Below are 17,406 nucleotides of genomic sequence, written 5' to 3' on the forward strand. Positions count from 1 at the left end.
GTCATATAAAAGGAGTGTGTGTCAAATGAAAAAACCTGTGTCTGACGAAGCCTTCAAGCGTCAGACGGTACAACATATTAAGGAAAGTGGTCAAACGGTGGCGGAGTTCGCTCGAGAGTTGAAGATCAACGACAATATTGTGTATGGTTGGGTCAAGAAGTATGGAACAAATCCAGAAGTCATTGCGGCTCAGGTGTTTAAGTCCGACGAGCATCAGGTGCGGGAAATGCAGAAGCGGATCCGTGAACTACAAGAGGAGAATGAAATCTTAAAAAAAGCGATGCATTACTTCGCGAAAGACCATCGGTAAAGTATTCGTTCATCCATGAACACCGCTTCGAGTACCGATTGGAGAAGTTGTGCAGTGTCCTGAGCGTTTCTCGTAGCGGATACTATAAATGGCGGTGCAGACCAGAAAGTGAACGAGCAAAGCATCACCGAGAGATGACAGAGCACGTTCGGAAGGCCTATGAGGAGTCCAGGCAACTTTACGGGAGTCCTAAGCTTACAAAGCAGTTGAACCGTCAAGGGGTCCAGATCTCTGAACGCACGGTCGGCCGGATCATGAAGAAACAAGGCTTACGTTCACGTACCGTAAAGAAGTATAAGGCGACCACCAACTCTAAGCATGCGCTTCCTGTTCAAGACAATGTGCTTAACCGCGAGTTTCAAGCCACAAAGCCAGGCGAGAAATGGGTAACCGACATTACCTATATCTGGACTGCAGAAGGATGGTTGTATCTGGCGAGCGTTATGGATCTGTACTCTCGCAGAATTGTCGGTTGGCAGATGGGTGAGCGGATGACCAAGGAACTTGTGATTGGGGCCTTGCAGCAAGCCTATGGCCGGCAGTGTCCAGATCCTGGATTACTGCATCATTCGGATCGCGGAAGCCAGTATGCCTCTCGCGATTACCAGAAACAGTTGTTAACCTATGAGATGATTGGAAGCATGAGCCGAAAGGGGAATTGCTACGATAATGCCTGCATCGAGTCGTTCCATAGTGTTCTCAAGAAGGAACTGATTTACCTGAACCGCTATGATACGAGAGAACAGACGACGCAGAGTATTTTCGAGTACATTGAATTCTTTTACAACACTCGGCGTATCCATTCCTCCATTCATTACCATACCCCCATGGAGTATGAACTGATTTATCTAAACCAGACTGCTTAAAAATCTGTGTCTACTATCTTGACAGAGGTCCATCAAGTAAATATGTCCAATAGGAAGACAAGTCTTCTTCATGTTTCTTGCTTGGAACGAATTTTCTCATAATGGCTCTCTATCCTTTCAACTATTTATTCTTCTGCTTTGTAACTTGTATTCTGCCGATGATTATCATTAAACCCCCTATTCCTGCTAGAATAATCCGAACTAATAATGGGCTTAATGTAAACACAGTTTCACCTTGCCAATACAATCCGAACAGCTTTTCATCCAACCCCACAATGATCAATACTGGCATAAGAAACAAACTCAGCGCTAGTAATACTATCCCCCAAATAATATTGCTATTCATTGTTTCAAAACCTCTTTTCCGATTAAGATATTTGATGATTAATTAACAAGATAACAATCTATCATTGTCTTTCTAAAATTTTTTCCGATTTAATCAACGCTTGATTGATAATATCCACAACAGGTCCATAATTCTCTGTAATAAAAAAGTGTCCACCATCTATTGTATGAAAACTCACCTCCCTTCCTGCGATATTTCCATTCGGACATGTCATACATTATAGCACTATGGTCGTTGTGATCATTAATAACTGCAATCTTATCTTTTTTCTCTTGATGACAATAAGTTTCTGATATCTTAAAATCAGCGCGTAATATTGGTAAGAATAATTTAAGCAACTCTTAATTTTCAGCTATTTCATGCGTATTGCCACCATAACTCATAACCGCATGTAAAAATTGTTCGTCTGGTAATCTATGAATTGAAGTTTTATTATGCATATTTTGCGGTGCGTTACGACCGCTAAAAAAAATATGCTGTGGTGTATGAACACCGTTGTCGATTAACTTGTAATATGTTTCAAACGTTAGTAATGAAGCTAAACTATGTCCATATATCGCATAATCATCGTTCGGAGCAACATTGCTTGCTATCGTTGCAGCGATATCCTCAACAATAGTATCTATGTGGTCCTTAAGGGGCTCAAATATCCTCTTACCACGGCCAGGCAATTCAACAGGGAATAGTTGTATATCACTATATAAAGATTTGCTCCATTTACGATATACTTCGGCGGACCCCCCTGAATAAGGTATGCAAAATAGTTTAATGCTTTTGCCCATCTATCAATAACCCCTTTCTTCACTTCGACAATGCTAGATATGATGATATAAACATGTATCATTTGTTATTTTTAACTACTTTTATCGCTTCATCGAAAGAAGATGCATTCCCTTTTTCCACATTGTCTAACATTGACATAATATCGTCATCTGGACCTCTGTCAAGATAGTAGACACAGATTTTAAGCAGCCTGATTTAGGTAAAGCAGTTCATACTCCATGGGGGTATGGTAATCAATGGAGGAATAGATACGCCGAACGTTGTAGAAGAACTCAATGTACTCGAAAATACTCTGCTTCGCTTGTTCCCTCGTTTCATAGTGGTTCAGGTAAATCAGTTCCTTCTTGAGGACACTATGGAACGACTCGATGCAGGCATTATCGTAGCAATTCCCCTTTCGGCTCATGCTTCCGATCATCTCATATGTTAACAGCTGTTTCTGGTAATCGTGAGAGGCGTATTGGCTTCCCCGATCGGAATGGTGAAGTAATCCAGGGTCTGGACGCCCTTGGCCATAGGCCTGCTGAAGGGCCCCAATCACGAGTTCCTTGGTCATCCGCTCACCCATTTGCCAACCGACAATTCTACGAGAGTATAGGTCCATGACACTCGCCAGATACAACCATCCTTCCACAGTCCAGACATAGGTGATGTCCGTTACCCATTCCCCCCCGGCTTCGTGGCTTGAAACTCGCGGTTGAGCACATTGTCTTGAACCGGAAGCGCATGCTTGGAGTTGGTAGTCGCCTTGTACTTCTTTACGGTACGTGAGCGTAAGCCTTCTTTTTTCATGATTCGACCGACCGTGCGTTCGGAGATCTGAATCCCTTGACGATTCAACTGCCTTGTGAGTTTCGGGCTCCCGTAAAGCCTTCTGGGCTCCCGTAAAGCCTTCTGGACTCTTCGTAGGCCTTACGGACGTGCTCCGTCATCTCCCGGTGATGTTTTTCTCGTTCACTTTCCGGTCTGCACCGCCATTTGTAGTACCCGCTACGAGAGACTTTCAGGATAGTGCACAACTTCTCCAATCGGTACTCGAAGCGGTGTTCATGAATGAACGAACACTTTACCGACGGTCTTTCGCGAAGTAGTGCATCGCTTTTTTTAAGATTTCATTCTCCTCTTGTAGTTCACGAATCCGCTTCTGCAATTCTCGTACCTGATGCTCGTCGGACTTAAACACCTGGGCCGCAATGACTTCCGAATCTGTCCCAAACTTCTTGACCCAACCATACACGGTATTGTCGTTGATCTTCAGCTCTCGGGCGACTTCCGCCACCGTTTGGCCGCTTTTCTTAATATGTTGCACCGTCTGACGTTGAAACAATCCTTTAAACGCCCGGTTTAACAACCCGATCGCTTCAGCGTGTCGTCCCTTTAACTCAGCATTATCTGCGGCCTCTAACATGGAATACCATTGTCTTCCCCAACCAATTCCGCTTTGCTCCGCAAGGATGAAATCAGCCTGATCCACGGATTCTCCAATATGATGAAATGATATATAATCGTGCCGAAGAGCCTTAAGTAGGCACTCTACATCGTAGTTGCATTCCAGCCATTCGAGATAAACCAGCGCAGCCTTTCCGACCTTTGTATAAGTGATGGGCAGACTTTGGGAAAATGTACAAGGAATATCGAGCGCTTGGCTGAGCGTATATATAGTTGAACAATAAGCCTCATAATTAGAAACAACGATTTCTGCTTGATCGAAAGAATCAACTTGATTGCAGATACGTCGGAATGCTTCACGAACCTCAGCTAAGATTCCTGTGGCATGGTACAACTAAATAGCAACATGATCACCATTCTGCAGGGATGAAGGGAAAGCTTCAGTTTGCGGAAGAATGAACAGTCTATCTCCAGCGATGCGTTTCAGCATTTCTTTCTCCACAGAAGAGAACTTTAGCCACTGCTCACCCTGATTATAATGATCCACAAGGAGGATCTTTCTACGAAAGGGATCGTTATTGCATATTTCATACAAATCCGCAAACCAATTATGGTTCAAGAGACCACATCCTTCCTGCCTTGTATATTTCGAGTAATTATGATCAGTTCCTGCTTAGTTTATTTATACATTTCGGTCCACTGAGCTAATTGACTCTTAAATGTTTCACGCACAGAAGCTGGCTCTAATATTTCAGCGGCTGGCCCGTACTGCAGAATCCAGCGGATAAACTCTTTTTCGTTATTTACAGTCACCTCAAAAATCATACTGCCGTCTTTGTTGTCTGTCATACGCGGATGAACGAACAATTCTTCCTCCCTAATGTACCTGGCAACCTCAGCATATTTGGAGAATGTCCTCCATCCTGAGAATGTCCTTTATAAATTGACCAATACAAAAGAGGCATTTGTAATTGTGCAGCTCAAACAAGCTGATGATCTCGGGTTCGACTATTCAAATGACTCGGAGATGCAGCCCATCGCCTTATTCAAAGGATTACTATCAGCCCGCAAAGACATGTATCCTTTGGAATACTTGATTAAGCCGGATTTTTTCTTGTGCCAAAATTAAAAAAAACCTGAATCCTCCAGGTTATGTAAAGTTTAATTGATTATGCACTGTTATGACCTATCTATTCGGTATTATCCGTCAACAATTCGTCAACAAAGGTAAACCAGAATGCAGATGTCGATTCATTGGTGTAAATAATAAAAGAAAAAAAACCTTGAATCATCAAGGTTTTTTCCTTTTTACATGTTATGCGGTAGAGAGGACTCGAACCTCCACGAGCGTACGCCCACTACCCCCTCAAGATAGCGTGTCTGCCATTCCACCACTACCGCACATTTAAAATTGATAACATTCATCATTTGAGGGCAACATTCAATATTATAACCCTGTCATATTGAAAAGTAAAGTCCTTTATTCAGAACTTGTATCCTTATCCTTCATTCTGCGGTAGCGGGCAAATTCAATGTATTCCTCGATATATTTCACTTCCTCCGGCAGCAACTCTTCCGTGTGGCCATTCAGTTGCCGCATTGGCGCAGAAAAATACTCCCCGCCGTTCTCACGGACCACTTCAGCCGGGCTTTTGCCTAGTATCAGCCAATCGAGACTGACATGAAAAAAGGCGCCGATCTCAATCAGCTTATGCGTACCTGGCGTTGATTTGCCGCGTTTCCAGTCGCCCATATTTCCTGTGCTGATGTTAAGCTGCTCGCAAAACGCCTTTTTGGTCAGCCCTTTCTGTTTAATAAGATACTCTATCCGATCATAAATCGACGACATCGGCCAACCGCCTTCCGATAAGAAGAATAAAATGACTAATTTAAGTAATTTTTATTGTAAAATGACGTAAAAAAGTATATAATTAGCGATTATTAACAGATTTCATTATACCACACGACAGGATTGTCGATAAGAGGTGAAAGCTTTGAACAGTAAACGTCCTGTAACCCCTTACGGTTGGGCGATTAAACAGCGGCTTACCGAAATGCAGCTGGATCAGAAGAAATTCTGCGAAATGTATGGAATCCCGCCTTACCGGCTCTCCAACCTGATTCACGGTACCCGCAAGGCTGAACGCTACCGGCGGCAAGTTTCAGATCTGCTCAACCTTCCGCCATCTTAGCTTTTATATTCTGCAAGATCCAAGGAGCGATAACCATTGCCAATTCCGATCTCTGCATCCCTTATCCGTTCTCTCAACACGCTGCCGCATCACGCACTGGTTATCGGCAGTTCAGGATCTATCCTGTTCGCCAGCGATAGCCTGCAGAATTGCAGCCGCGACTATGGACTGCCCTCCAAGCTATGGATTGGACTCCATTATTCGGAGTTTTTCCATGCCTGGACCACCTGCCCGGAGGAGCTTGACGGCCTTGCCAATGTGCTGCGGCCTCTTTTGCAGGGCGAGCACCTGATTACCACCGCCCAGCTTATTCTAAAGCGCAAAATCCATAACGACCGGCTCTTCCGTCTGGAGGCATTTCCGCTGCTTGATGGAACCAGCGGCTCACGCCAGGAGCGGAATTACGTGCTGTCGCTGGAGGATTTAGGACCGGCCTCCGACGTCAGACTTCCGAAGGCTGCGCATAATGTTTTCTCTTACCGCAGTACGGGAAATACTCTTGTACCGATCTGTGCCTCCTGTAAATCCATCCGGAACCGCAGGGAGGAATGGTTGAGCATGGAGCGTTTCCTGCAGCAGGAGCTCTCCCTGCAATTCACCCATGACATCTGCCCGGACTGTATCCGCCAGCTATACCCCCGGTATGCCGGAGCATTTGCGAAGCAGGACGCCGCAACACGGTAAATGACAGCATAACAAAAAGGACCCTTATCGCTAAAGGTCCTTCTTCATTGGAATGCGGTAGAGAGGACTCGAACCTCCACGAGCGTACGCCCACTACCCCCTCAAGATAGCGTGTCTGCCATTCCACCACTACCGCATATGGTGACCCGTATGGGATTCGAACCCATGTTACCTCCGTGAAAGGGAGGTGTCTTAACCCCTTGACCAACGGGCCATACTTCTTATTTATTTCTTCGTCACAACAAAAATGAGTATAACAAATTATCATAGGATTGGCAAGAGTCAATTTAAAAAAAATTTGGGAAGCCCATCTGCACATGCGATGCCGCTTCCCCGGGCAGCTTCCGAGCTCTTCTAAAATCAGCTTTATTCCGCCATTCTCTTGGCTCCAAGGATCTGCAGGGCATCGGCTGCCTTATATCCCAAGCTGCGCGCCACCGCTTCATTGGTCACTTGACCGGCAACCACATTCAGACCGCTTGCAATCGCCGGATTGCTTATCGCCGCCTCCTTAATACCCACGCTGGCAATCTGCAGCGCATATGGCAAGGTCGCATTGGTCAGCGCCATCGTGGATGTGCGGGCCACCGCTCCCGGCATATTCGCTACGGCATAATGAATGACGCCGTGCTTCACATAGGTCGGGTTCTCATGGGTCGTGATCCGGTCGATCGTCTCCACGGAACCGCCCTGGTCAATGGCGACATCGACGATAACAGAACCTTCGCTCATCTGCTGCACCATATATTCCTTTACCAGCTTCGGTGCGCGGGCCCCCGGAATAAGTACAGCGCCAATCAACAGATCCGCCTTGCGGACCGCCTGCTCCAGATGATAAGAATCGGACATAACCGTGCTGATCCGCCCGCCAAAAATATCATCCAGCGCACGCAGCCGGTTCGCGTTCAGGTCGAGCACCGTCACCCTGGCACCCAGTCCCAGCGCCATCTTCGCTGCATTGGTGCCGACGACGCCCCCGCCTACAATTACTACTTCTCCCGCCTGCACACCGGGCACGCCGCTAAGCAGGATCCCTTTGCCGCCGTTATGCTTCTCCAGCAGCTGCGCTCCGATCTGCACCGCCATCCGGCCGGCCACCTCGCTCATCGGGGTAAGCAGCGGCAGCGAACCGTCCTCCAGTTGGATGGTCTCATAACCGGCCGCGGTCACACCGCTGTCCACCAGCGCTTTCGTAAGCGTCGCTTCCGGCGCCAGGTGCAGATAGGTGAACAGAATCAGCTCCTTCCGGAAATACACATATTCCTCTGGAAGGGGCTCTTTTACCTTAATGATCATTTCCGCTTTGTTCCACACTTCTGCCGCCGAACCGAGGATGACAGCCCCCTTCTCTGCATATTCCCGGTCCGCGAAGCCGCTCCCGCTTCCCGCTGCCGCCTGGACATAAACCTCATGCCCGGCTTTGCACAGCGCTTCAACCCCGGCCGGAGTTATCGCTACGCGATTCTCGTTGTTCTTGATCTCTTTGGGCACGCCGACAATCATAGGACAGTCCCTCCTTGTTTATCATTCCGGGATGCGAAAAGAAAGGCCCGCAGAGAGCCTTTCTTCTCGTGAAGATAAATGCAAAGGAGACTTGGGTCTCCCCGATTTAATAAACACAGTCCGGTGATGCCTAACCATCGATCACATTATTCTATGCGGCCAAATGCCTGATGGCTTTATGGATTAACCTTGGTTTCAAAAGTTTGTTTACCGTCCACAAATTTCAGCACGACAGCCGCTTTTACCGGGTCATGGGTTTCGTTCATGGAAATCTTGCCGGTAGCGAGCTGCAGGTCCTTGGTTGCGGCCAGAGCGTCTCTCAGCTTCTCCGGTTCAGTGGAATCGGCGCGGGTGATCGCATCGGCAATCAGCTTCACAGCATCGTACCCGAGTGCAGCCATACCGTCCGGCACCAGATCACTGTTGGCCGCCTTGAATGCATCGACAAAGCTCTTCACTTCAGGCGCTGTATCTTCCGGCGAGTAGTGGTTGGACATAAAGGTATTCTCCAGTGCTTCGGCGCCGGCGATTTCTGCCAGCTGCGGGGAATCCCAGCCGTCGCCGCCCATGAACGGAACGGTGATGCCCATTTCGCGGGCCTGCTTGATGATCTTGCCCACTTCTTCATAATAACCCGGCAGATAGATGACATCCGGATTGGCTTCTTTAATGCGGGTCAGCACGGCTTTGAAGTCGGAGTCTTTCTGCTGGTAGGATTCCTGGCTGACGATCGTGCCGCCGTTCTTGGTGAAGGTTTCTTCAAAGAACGTCTGCAGACCTTTGGAATAGTCACTTGAAGTATCGGTATAAATCACTGCTGTCTTGGCACCCAGCGTATCGGTAGCAAAGTTAGCCATAACTTCCCCTTGAAAAGGGTCGATGAAGGAAGCGCGGAACACCCATTCATTCAGTTCACCGGAACGTTCGTCAACCGTAACCTTCGGGTTGGTGGCCGAAGAGCTGACCAGCGGAATACCCTTTTCCTGGGCTACCGGCACGATGCCGAGTGTGTTCGTGGACGTGGTGGAACCGATGATCGCTACCACTTTGTTCGTAGTAATCAGCTTTTGCGCTGCGCGGGTAGCTTCCTCCGACTTCGAGGCGTTGTCCGCTTCAATCAATTCCAGCTTCTTGCCGAGTACGCCGCCGGCATCGTTGATTTCCTTGACCGCCAGCTGTGCGCCTTTGAGCGCGGAGTCGCCGAAGGAGGCCTGACCGCCCGTAAGCTCCAGGTCCGCCCCGATCTTGATCGTGTCACCGCCTGAATTGCCGCTGCCCCCCGATGCATTGTTCTCAGCGTTGTTGCCGCAGCCTGCCAGCAAAGACCCCGCAAGCAGTGTTGTCATAATAATGGCCCCGATTTTCTTCATCCTCTTCCAGCCTCCCACAAAATATATTTATGTCGTATTTCTTTGATGCTGCAGCAATAGATCAAGCATTAATGCCCGCCGAGATAAGCGGATTTGATATCTTCGGAATCGGCCAATTCTTTGGCATCCCCTTCCAGCACTACTCTGCCGGTTTCCAGCACATACGCCCGGTGGGCGATTTTGAGCGCCTGGTGGGCGTTCTGCTCAACCAGCAGCACGGTAGTCCCCGCGGCATTGACCTCCTGGATGATTCGGAAAATATCCTGCACCAGAAGCGGAGCCAGTCCCATGGAAGGCTCATCCAGCAGCAGCAGCTTGGGATGACCCATCAGGGCCCGGCCCATGGCCAGCATCTGCTGCTCGCCGCCGGACAATGTTCCGGCCAGCTGTTTCTTGCGCTCAAGCAGCCGCGGGAAGGTCTTGTAGACCATTTCGAAATCAGCTGCCAGGCTGCCTGAATTCTGCAGGTAGGCACCAAGTTCAAGATTCTCCTCCACCGACATGTTGGCGAAGACGCGACGGCCCTCGGGGCAGTGAATCAGCCCCTGCTTTACAATGGCCTGCACGCTTTGACCTGCGATCGGCTTACCTAGGAAATCAACACTTCCCGTCTTCGGCTTCAGCAGCCCCGACAGCGTCTTAAGCAGTGTAGATTTGCCGGCACCGTTGGCCCCGATTAAAGTGACGATTTCGCCTTCGTTTACGGTGATGCTCAAGTCCTTCAAGGCGTGGATCGCTCCGTAAAAAACATTGATTCCCTGTACTGACAGCATAGTTCCTACGCCTCCTGTCCGAGATATGCTTCGATGACCTTCGGGTTGTTCCTGATTTCCACAGGCGTGCCGTTAGCGATAAGCATGCCGCGGTCCAGAACATAAATCCGGTCGCATACCCCCATGACCAGCGACATATCATGCTCGATAAGCAGAATCGTCAGATCGAATTCCTTGCGGATCCAGGCGATCAGATTCATCAGATCGCGGGTTTCATTCGGGTTCATCCCCGCCGCCGGCTCATCCAGCAGCAGCAGCTTGGGTCCGGCCGCCAGTGCGCGGGCAATTTCCAGACGGCGCTGGTTGCCGTAGCTCATGTTGCCGGCGTATTCATGGGCCTGATCAGCCAGATTGAAAATCTTCAGCATTTCCATCGCTTGACGCGTAATTTCGTCTTCGCCTTTAAAGTGCTTGGGCAGACGAAGCATCGAGGTAAACATGGAATGCTTGGCATGCTGGTGATAGGCAATCTTAACGTTGTCGAGTACCGTCATGGCTGTAAACAGCCGGATATTCTGGAAGGTGCGCGCTGCGCCCATCCGGTTGATTTTGTAAGGCTTCATACCGCCTACGGACTGGTCATTGAGAATGATCGTTCCACTGGAGGGAGGGTATACGCCCGTGAGCAGGTTGAACAACGTCGTCTTGCCGGCACCGTTCGGACCGATCAGGCCGATGAGCTCGCCCTTATTAATATGAAGGGAAACTTCGCTGAGCGCCTTCAGTCCCCCAAAGGAACGGCTGGCCTCCTTGACGTCAAGAAGCACTTTCGCTGGAGATGCTGTCACGCTTCGTCGCCTCCTTCTTGGCAAATTTCTTGAGCGAGATTCCGGTTGAACCAAGAAGTCCCTTAGGACGGAAGATCATCATCAGAATCAGGATGGCCGAGTACAAAATCATACGGACTTCCGGGAAGTCCTGCAGCGCGGTAAACAGCACGGTCAATACGATTGCGCCGACTACCGAGCCTGCGGTGCTTCCCAGACCGCCGAGAACCACCATAACAAGAATCTCGAAGGATTTCAGGAAGTTGAAGCTGCCCGGATTAATGACATAGAAGGTATGCGCAGACAGACCTCCGGCCATCCCGGCAAAGAGGGCGCCCAGCGAGAAGGCAATTACCTTGTAAAGCGTTGTGTTAATGCCCATGGCTTCAGCAGCGATTTCGTTCTCGCGGATGGCAATGCAAGCCCGGCCATGGCTGGAACGGATGAAGTTCGTAATAATCACAATCGTAATCAGAGTGAACACAAACATGATCGTCCAGGTGGATTTGCTGGGAATGCCACTCAGACCCGAAGCGCCGCCTACATACTCTGTATTCAGCATGACGATGCGGATAATCTCACCGAAGCCCAGTGTGGCAATCGCCAGATAATCCCCGTTGAGCCGCAGCGTCGGAATACCGATCAGAATTCCGCACAGCGCGGCAACAATGCCGGCGATGATAAGGGCAGGAATAAACGGAACATCGAAATTCAGCGTCAGAATCGCCGACACGTAAGCCCCCACCGACATAAACCCCGCATGACCGATAGAGAACTGCCCGGTTATGCCATTAATCAGATTCAGCGAGACGGCCAGCATGATATTAATACAGATCAGAAACAGCGTAGACCGTGTTACATCATCAAATATTCCCGTTGTTAGGAGAATTTGAATTACTGCATATACGATCAAAGCAAGGACAATTCCGCCCCAAAACCGTTTGTTTAACTGGTTCAGCCTCTTCATCCGCCCCACCTACACTTTCTCGCGGACATTCTTGCCGAACAGTCCGGATGGTTTGAAGATCAGGATGAGGATCAGCACGGCAAACGCCACGCCGTCACGCCAGGAAGAGTAACCGAGCGAGGAGACTTCGGTCTCCACGGTACCCAGCAGCAAGCCGCCCACCAAGGCGCCAGGTATACTGCCGATGCCCCCAAGCACCGCCGCAACGAATGCCTTCAGTCCCGGGAGGACGCCCATCATCGGGTCGACCGAGTTATACGTCATTCCAAAAATAACGCCTGCAGCCGCAGCCAGTGCGGAACCGATGGCAAAGGTAGCCGAGATGGTACGGTCCACGTTAATCCCCATTAGACGCGCCGCTTCCATATCATAGGACACCGCCCGCATCGCTTTGCCAATCTTGGTGCGGTGAACGATAAACTGCAGAATGATCATCAATACGATCGTTGTGCCCAGTATCATGATCTGATTGGAATCCACTTGGATGGAACCGAACAAGGTATACTGCTTCTTGTTCAGAATCTCGGGGAACCCCTGGGCCTGCGGGCCGACAATGGCTACTCCCGTATATTCCAGCAGAAAAGAAACGCCGATTGCTGTAATCAGAACAGCGATACGCGATGCCTTGCGCAGCGGCTTATAAGCCAGGCGCTCAATCGAAATGCCCAGCAGCGCACTGACCGTCATCGAAATCACCAGTGACAGAAGCAATACCAGCACCGGCGGCAGCCCAGCATTGGCCAAATTTCTGGCACTGTACAATCCGATAAACGAGCCGACCATGAACACATCCCCATGTGCGAAATTGATCAGCTTGATAATACCGTAAACCATGGTGTACCCCAGGGCGATCAGAGCGTAAATGCTGCCCACGGAAATCCCGTTGATTAATTGCTGAATGAAGTACTCCATCGCCATCCCCTTTTCCCCATAATAGTTATAATTCCCCTTTCTCTGTCTTACTTTCTCTTTTTTCCTGTAAGATGTTATTTATATTAACACAGGGCTTACCCCTCGTCACTAAGTTTTGGGCTGTTTTAAAATAAATTTCGATTTTTGGAGTCAGATAACATTACGTGTTAAGTTGTGTTTATGTGATATATTGCTGCAATGGCTGAAAAAAAGGAGAAATGCGGAGAGAATTAGAGGAATTAAGGGAATGAGCAATTTTAAAGATATTTCCTTTTCTAATACAATACTTGATTTTTCCGTAATTAATATAACATTTGTCTCTTTACAGCAGCATCCCTTCAATTTATTAAAGGATTAATGGAGCAGAATATGCGGTTTTTTGTCGGATCGTCTGTCTTCCAAATGGTTTGCGATTCCCGGTGATCAAAAAACAACAAAAAAAGAGCCCCCACACGGGAGCTCTTTCTGTACATTAATGTTTGTTTAAAATCAACGGAGAGAGAGGGATTCGAACCCTCGCACCGCTTACGCAGTCTAACCCCTTAGCAGAGGGTCCCCTTATAGCCACTTGGGTATCTCTCCAAGAAATGGCTCCCCGAACAGGACTCGAACCTGTGACAACTCGATTAACAGTCGAGTGCTCTACCAACTGAGCTATCAGGGAACATTAACATGAACAAGAAATAATTTATCATGAATTTTGGAGCTAGTCAAGCTGAATGTTTTGTTTTTGACATCGTTTACAGGAATGTCAGATTTATTGCCGGACACCCTGCAAACCTTAAGCTATCAGGCAATATTTGATGTATCTGTACGGATAACCGAGGATTCGGGGCATTGTTCCCAATATATCAGAATGAAGGGCTCAGTCTGATACATTTTCGCAAAAGATCGTTCCCGGCATTCATGCTATAATCACTTTAGTTTTTTGTTGGATGGATAAGGGGAAGGTTTGTTCAACAGGAATTTGACAAAAAAAAGAAACAGGTGATTACATGTTCCAACTGAAATGGCTGTGGCACAATCTGGAGGGAGACAGGACGAGGTATATCACAGCGTTGTTCCTCTCCGTCATCGGGTGTACGATGACCATCATCAATCCGTACATCAGCCAACAGATCGTCGACAGGTTCATTGCCGGCGATGACGCGGTACAGAATTTGACGAACCAGCGGGGACTGCTGATCGGTCTCGCACTGGCCATGGTCGGCTTCTCGCTGCTGCGCACAGGTCTGGCTTACCTGACAACAATGCAGTATGAAATTTCTTCGCAAAACATGCTCTACCGGGTCCGTATTTTCCTGTACAACAAGATTCAGAATCAGGATATGAGTTACTATGACCGCAACCGTACCGGCGACCTGATGACCAAAATGACGGGCGACCTTGATATGGTGCGGCATTCCATGGCGTGGATTATCAAGACGATCATCGAATCGCTGACGATTTTCCTGGCCGCGGTCATTTACTTCTTTACTATTGATGTAGAATTGACGCTCTGGCTGCTGATTCTTTCGCCTCCTATATTTATAGTAGCGTATTTGTTCGCCAAACGTGTGCGTCCGATGTATGTGGATCTGCGCGAACGCCTGTCCCAGCTTAACACCATCACCCAGGAGAACATCTCCGGCAACCGGGTGGTCAAGGCTTTCGCCCGTGAAGATTACGAGATCGAGAAATTCACCGATAAGAATGTGGAATATTCCAAAGCCAATAAGACCGCTGCGCTGGTCTGGCTTGATTATTTTCCGTACCTTGAGACCTTTGCAAACGGCTTCAGCGTGATTCTGATGATTGCGGGCGGATTCTTCGTCATGAACGGCCGTATCACCTTCGGGGAGTTCGCCGCTTTCTCTTCCCTGATCTGGGGTCTGGCGAACCCGATGCGCAATATCGGGATTATTATAAATGATATTCAGCGGTTTTTTGCCAGCTTGGCCAAAATCGTCGAGGTGTACTATTCCCGGCCCGGCATCCTTAACAATCATAGCTCGGTCGACAAGCGCCGCTATGACGGACATATTGAATTCGATCATGTCAGCTTCAAATATGACAACAAACTGGTCCTGGACGATGTAAGCTTCACGATTGAACCAGGTGAAACCGTTGCCATCATGGGCTCTACCGGCTCCGGCAAAACCTCGCTCATCAACCTGATTCCGCGTTTCTATGATGTCGCCAAGGGTCGGGTGCTCGTGGACGGCCATGATGTCCGCAAGCTGGAGCTGGATGAGCTGCGCAGCAATATCGGCATCGCCACCCAGGATGTGCTGCTCTTCTCCGACACCATCGACGGCAACATCGCCTACGGTGATCCGGAGCTGCCGGAAGCGGATACGGTTCATTACGCCGAGCTCGCTGCAGCCCACAGCTTCATTACCAAGATGCCGGAAAGCTACGATACGATCGTCGGCGAACGCGGCGTCGGTCTGTCCGGCGGGCAGAAGCAGCGGATCGCCCTGGCCCGGGCGCTGGCGGTGCGCCGGCCGATCCTGATTCTGGATGATACCACGTCTGCCGTCGACCTGGAGACCGAGGAGCATATCCAGAAGAGTCTGCGCGAGCTGGAATTCCCGTGCACCAAGATCATTATCGCCCAGCGGGTATCCACCACAGCCGAAGCCGACCGCATCCTGATTCTGGACAACGGACGGCTGATTGAAGAAGGCACGCATACCGAGCTGCTGGCTAAACGCGGCTATTATTATGATGTATTTATGCTGCAGAACGAAGGGATTGGAAGAGGGGTGAACACCCGTGGCTAGAAATAGATTCGACATTGACGAGAATCTGGAATCACCGTTTGACATCAAGCATTTCCGCCGCGCGATGGTTTATATAAGGCGTCAGAAGAAGCCGATGATTGTCGCCTTTGTGCTGAGCGCCCTGTCAGCCGCGATAGCGCTGTCGGCGCCGCTGATCATGCAGCATGTCGTCGACGTAACCATTCCGGCCAAGGCCGGGGGAGCACTGGTCGGCTGGTCGCTGCTGATGCTGGCCACCATTGTGGTCAGCGTCATTCTGGCAACAATCCGCTCGCGGATTATGACGCGGGTCGGGCAGGATATTATTTTTGACATCCGTACCGACTTGTTCACGCATCTGCAGCGTCTGCCGTTCAAGTATTACGATGACCGCCCGCAGGGCAAGATCCTGATCCGTGTCGTCAACTACGTCAACTCGGTATCGGATGTGCTCTCGAACGGTATCATTAACTTTATTCTGGAAATCGTGAACCTGATCTTCATTGCCGCCTTCATGTTCGCTGTCGATGTGAAGCTCTCGCTGGTCACGCTGGCCGGACTGCCGGTCTTCCTCGGCGTTATGCTGCTGATCAAGACCAGACAGCGCCGGGCCTGGCAGGCGGTATCCAACAAGAGCTCCAACCTGAACGCTTATATGCAGGAGAGCATCAGCGGGATCCGCGTTACGCAGATTTTTACGCGTGAGACGCGCAATGAAGGCATCTTCACCCGCCTGGCCGGCAACTTCCGCAAGGAATGGATGCGGGCGCTGCGCTACAATGCGCTGATACCGTTCACCGTCGACAACCTGGCGACGATGGTTACGACAGCGATTTATCTGGTCGGCCTGCTGACGCTGAGTCCGGCAGATGTGACCTTCGGGGTCATTCTGGCCATGAGCAGCTACGCAGCCCGCTTCTGGCAGCCGATTCTCAACCTGTCGAACCTCTACAACAGCTTCATCAACGCCGTGGCTTATCTGGAGCGTATCTTTGAAACGCTGGATGAACCGGTGACCGTCAGCGATGTTCCGGGGGCCAAAGCGCTGCCGCAGGTAGCCGGACGGGTGACGTTTGACAATGTAACCTTCGCCTATGATCCGGGCCTTAACATTCTGGAGAACCTCTCCTTCGATGTAAAACCGGGTGAGAGTATCGCCTTGGTCGGTCCGACAGGTGCAGGGAAGACGACGGTGGTCAACCTGATCTCCCGCTTCTATAATCTGACCGGCGGAAAGATTGAAGTCGACGGGCATGACATCTCCCAGGTGACGCTCGATTCGCTGCGCAGCCAGATGGGGATTATGCTGCAGGACAGCTTTATTTTCTCCGGGACGATCCTCGACAATATCCGGTACGGGCGGCTTGACGCCACCGAGGAAGAGATTATCGCCGCCGCCAAGACGGTCTGCGCCGATGAGTTCATCCGCGAGTTCCCTGAAGGATACTTGACGGAAGTCAATGAACGCGGCTCGAAGCTGTCCCAGGGACAGCGGCAGCTGATCTCGTTCGCCCGCACGCTGCTCGCCGATCCGCGGATCCTGATTCTCGACGAGGCCACCTCCTCGATCGACGCCAAGACCGAGCGGCTGCTGCAGCAGGGCCTGAACGAGCTGCTGAAAGGCCGCACCTCGTTCATCATTGCCCACCGCCTCTCGACGGTGAAGAACTGCGACCGCATCATGTACATCGCGGACAAAGGCGTGGCCGAATCCGGCTCGCATGATGAGCTGATCGCCCGCCGCGGCCTGTACTACCGCCTGCACTCCGCGCAGAAGATGGAGGCGTAAGCCCTTCTGCC

Annotated in this window: 15 protein-coding genes, 5 tRNA genes and 4 pseudogenes; 5 read left to right on the forward strand and 19 right to left on the reverse strand. The window is 49.9% G+C overall.

Annotated elements, in window-relative coordinates; translation table 11 throughout:
- The first annotated feature begins 25 nt into the window (after nt 1-25).
- A pseudogene (locus tag F1381_RS01215) lies at nt 26-1,176 on the forward strand (IS3 family transposase).
- Nucleotides 1,177-1,297: 121 nt separating this feature from the next.
- Here F1381_RS01215 and F1381_RS01220 read toward each other — a convergent pair.
- From F1381_RS01220 to F1381_RS01260, 9 genes and pseudogenes are all read right to left on the reverse strand, one after another.
- Nucleotides 1,298-1,522, reverse strand: a complete 225-nt coding sequence (locus tag F1381_RS01220) for a hypothetical protein (RefSeq protein ID WP_151733006.1) — start codon at nt 1,520-1,522, stop codon at nt 1,298-1,300.
- Nucleotides 1,523-1,863: 341 nt separating this feature from the next.
- Complete coding sequence (locus F1381_RS01225) at nt 1,864-2,304, reverse strand: thioesterase II family protein (protein ID WP_151733007.1); 441 nt, start codon at nt 2,302-2,304, stop codon at nt 1,864-1,866.
- 182 nt (nt 2,305-2,486) lie between these two features.
- Nucleotides 2,487-2,987: pseudogene (locus F1381_RS01230) on the reverse strand (IS3 family transposase); the annotation flags it as partial.
- A pseudogene (locus F1381_RS29195) lies at nt 2,963-3,151 on the reverse strand (IS3 family transposase); the annotation flags it as partial. The pseudogenes F1381_RS01230 and F1381_RS29195, both read right to left, overlap by 25 nt.
- Before the next feature lie 220 nt (nt 3,152-3,371).
- Nucleotides 3,372-4,088 (reverse strand): transposase, encoded by a 717-nt coding sequence (locus tag F1381_RS01240; RefSeq protein ID WP_151733009.1) that lies wholly within the window; start codon nt 4,086-4,088, stop codon nt 3,372-3,374.
- Complete coding sequence (locus F1381_RS01245; protein WP_151733010.1) at nt 4,089-4,313, reverse strand: hypothetical protein; 225 nt, start codon at nt 4,311-4,313, stop codon at nt 4,089-4,091.
- A 59-nt stretch (nt 4,314-4,372) separates the two neighbouring features.
- Nucleotides 4,373-4,582 (reverse strand): annotated as a pseudogene (locus tag F1381_RS01250) (WCX domain-containing protein); the annotation flags it as partial.
- Between the two features lie 430 nt (nt 4,583-5,012).
- A tRNA-Leu gene (locus tag F1381_RS01255) sits at nt 5,013-5,095 on the reverse strand.
- 79 nt (nt 5,096-5,174) lie between these two features.
- Complete coding sequence (locus tag F1381_RS01260; protein ID WP_151733012.1) at nt 5,175-5,543, reverse strand: helix-turn-helix domain-containing protein; 369 nt, start codon at nt 5,541-5,543, stop codon at nt 5,175-5,177.
- A gap of 145 nt (nt 5,544-5,688) precedes the next feature.
- Between F1381_RS01260 and F1381_RS01265 the strand changes: the two genes are divergently transcribed.
- Together F1381_RS01265 and F1381_RS01270 are read left to right on the forward strand one after the other, a co-directional pair.
- The gene (locus F1381_RS01265) at nt 5,689-5,886 is read left to right on the forward strand and encodes an XRE family transcriptional regulator (protein WP_151733013.1); all 198 of its coding nucleotides are present in this window, start codon (nt 5,689-5,691) and stop codon (nt 5,884-5,886) included.
- A 36-nt stretch (nt 5,887-5,922) separates the two neighbouring features.
- The gene (locus tag F1381_RS01270) at nt 5,923-6,570 is read left to right on the forward strand and encodes a hypothetical protein (protein WP_151733014.1); all 648 of its coding nucleotides are present in this window, start codon (nt 5,923-5,925) and stop codon (nt 6,568-6,570) included.
- A 53-nt stretch (nt 6,571-6,623) separates the two neighbouring features.
- Here F1381_RS01270 and F1381_RS01275 read toward each other — a convergent pair.
- The 10 genes from F1381_RS01275 to F1381_RS01320 all read right to left on the reverse strand — a co-directional run bounded on the left by F1381_RS01275 (nt 6,624) and on the right by F1381_RS01320 (nt 13,526).
- Nucleotides 6,624-6,706, reverse strand: a tRNA-Leu gene (locus F1381_RS01275).
- A 3-nt stretch (nt 6,707-6,709) separates the two neighbouring features.
- Nucleotides 6,710-6,784, reverse strand: a tRNA-Glu gene (locus tag F1381_RS01280).
- A gap of 152 nt (nt 6,785-6,936) precedes the next feature.
- Nucleotides 6,937-8,073: an alanine dehydrogenase gene (ald, locus tag F1381_RS01285; protein WP_151733015.1), complete on the reverse strand. Its 1,137-nt coding sequence runs from the start codon at nt 8,071-8,073 to the stop codon at nt 6,937-6,939.
- 176 nt (nt 8,074-8,249) lie between these two features.
- Entirely contained in the window at nt 8,250-9,443 is a 1,194-nt protein-coding gene (locus F1381_RS01290; protein WP_151733016.1) for an ABC transporter substrate-binding protein, read from the reverse strand.
- Nucleotides 9,444-9,511: 68 nt separating this feature from the next.
- Nucleotides 9,512-10,216: an ABC transporter ATP-binding protein gene (locus F1381_RS01295; RefSeq protein ID WP_151733017.1), complete on the reverse strand. Its 705-nt coding sequence runs from the start codon at nt 10,214-10,216 to the stop codon at nt 9,512-9,514.
- 5 nt (nt 10,217-10,221) lie between these two features.
- Complete coding sequence (locus F1381_RS01300) at nt 10,222-11,004, reverse strand: ABC transporter ATP-binding protein (protein WP_151733018.1); 783 nt, start codon at nt 11,002-11,004, stop codon at nt 10,222-10,224.
- Nucleotides 10,973-11,950, reverse strand: a complete 978-nt coding sequence (locus F1381_RS01305; RefSeq protein WP_151733019.1) for a branched-chain amino acid ABC transporter permease — start codon at nt 11,948-11,950, stop codon at nt 10,973-10,975. Before F1381_RS01305 ends, F1381_RS01300 begins: the two co-directional genes overlap by 32 nt.
- A 9-nt stretch (nt 11,951-11,959) precedes the next feature.
- Entirely contained in the window at nt 11,960-12,862 is a 903-nt protein-coding gene (locus F1381_RS01310; RefSeq protein ID WP_151733308.1) for a branched-chain amino acid ABC transporter permease, read from the reverse strand.
- Nucleotides 12,863-13,355: 493 nt separating this feature from the next.
- Nucleotides 13,356-13,444: transfer RNA gene (locus F1381_RS01315), tRNA-Ser, on the reverse strand.
- 6 nt (nt 13,445-13,450) lie between these two features.
- Nucleotides 13,451-13,526: transfer RNA gene (locus F1381_RS01320), tRNA-Asn, on the reverse strand.
- A gap of 331 nt (nt 13,527-13,857) precedes the next feature.
- Between F1381_RS01320 and F1381_RS01325 the strand changes: the two genes are divergently transcribed.
- Both F1381_RS01325 and F1381_RS01330 read left to right on the forward strand, forming a co-directional pair.
- Nucleotides 13,858-15,627: an ABC transporter ATP-binding protein gene (locus F1381_RS01325; RefSeq protein WP_151733020.1), complete on the forward strand. Its 1,770-nt coding sequence runs from the start codon at nt 13,858-13,860 to the stop codon at nt 15,625-15,627.
- Nucleotides 15,620-17,395 (forward strand): ABC transporter ATP-binding protein, encoded by a 1,776-nt coding sequence (locus tag F1381_RS01330; protein ID WP_151733021.1) that lies wholly within the window; start codon nt 15,620-15,622, stop codon nt 17,393-17,395. Before F1381_RS01325 ends, F1381_RS01330 begins: the two co-directional genes overlap by 8 nt.
- Nucleotides 17,396-17,406 lie beyond the last annotated feature (11 nt).

The organism is Paenibacillus tengchongensis (assembly GCF_008973665.1).
Lineage (GTDB): Bacteria > Bacillota > Bacilli > Paenibacillales > Paenibacillaceae > Paenibacillus_AQ > Paenibacillus_AQ tengchongensis.

Bases quoted from the DNA above. Each gene is read 5' to 3' on its own strand.
- F1381_RS01220 (WP_151733006.1), bottom strand. From the start codon at position 1,522: ATGAATAGCAATATTATTTGGGGGATAGTATTACTAGCGCTGAGTTTG.
- F1381_RS01225 (WP_151733007.1), bottom strand. From the start codon at position 2,304: ATGGGCAAAAGCATTAAACTATTTTGCATACCTTATTCAGGGGGGTCC.
- F1381_RS01260 (WP_151733012.1), bottom strand. From the start codon at position 5,543: ATGTCGTCGATTTATGATCGGATAGAGTATCTTATTAAACAGAAAGGG.
- ald (WP_151733015.1), bottom strand. From the start codon at position 8,073: ATGATTGTCGGCGTGCCCAAAGAGATCAAGAACAACGAGAATCGCGTA.
- F1381_RS01290 (WP_151733016.1), bottom strand. From the start codon at position 9,443: ATGAAGAAAATCGGGGCCATTATTATGACAACACTGCTTGCGGGGTCT.
- F1381_RS01295 (WP_151733017.1), bottom strand. From the start codon at position 10,216: ATGCTGTCAGTACAGGGAATCAATGTTTTTTACGGAGCGATCCACGCC.
- F1381_RS01305 (WP_151733019.1), bottom strand. From the start codon at position 11,950: ATGAAGAGGCTGAACCAGTTAAACAAACGGTTTTGGGGCGGAATTGTC.
- F1381_RS01310 (WP_151733308.1), bottom strand. From the start codon at position 12,862: ATGGAGTACTTCATTCAGCAATTAATCAACGGGATTTCCGTGGGCAGC.
- F1381_RS01325 (WP_151733020.1), top strand. From the start codon at position 13,858: ATGTTCCAACTGAAATGGCTGTGGCACAATCTGGAGGGAGACAGGACG.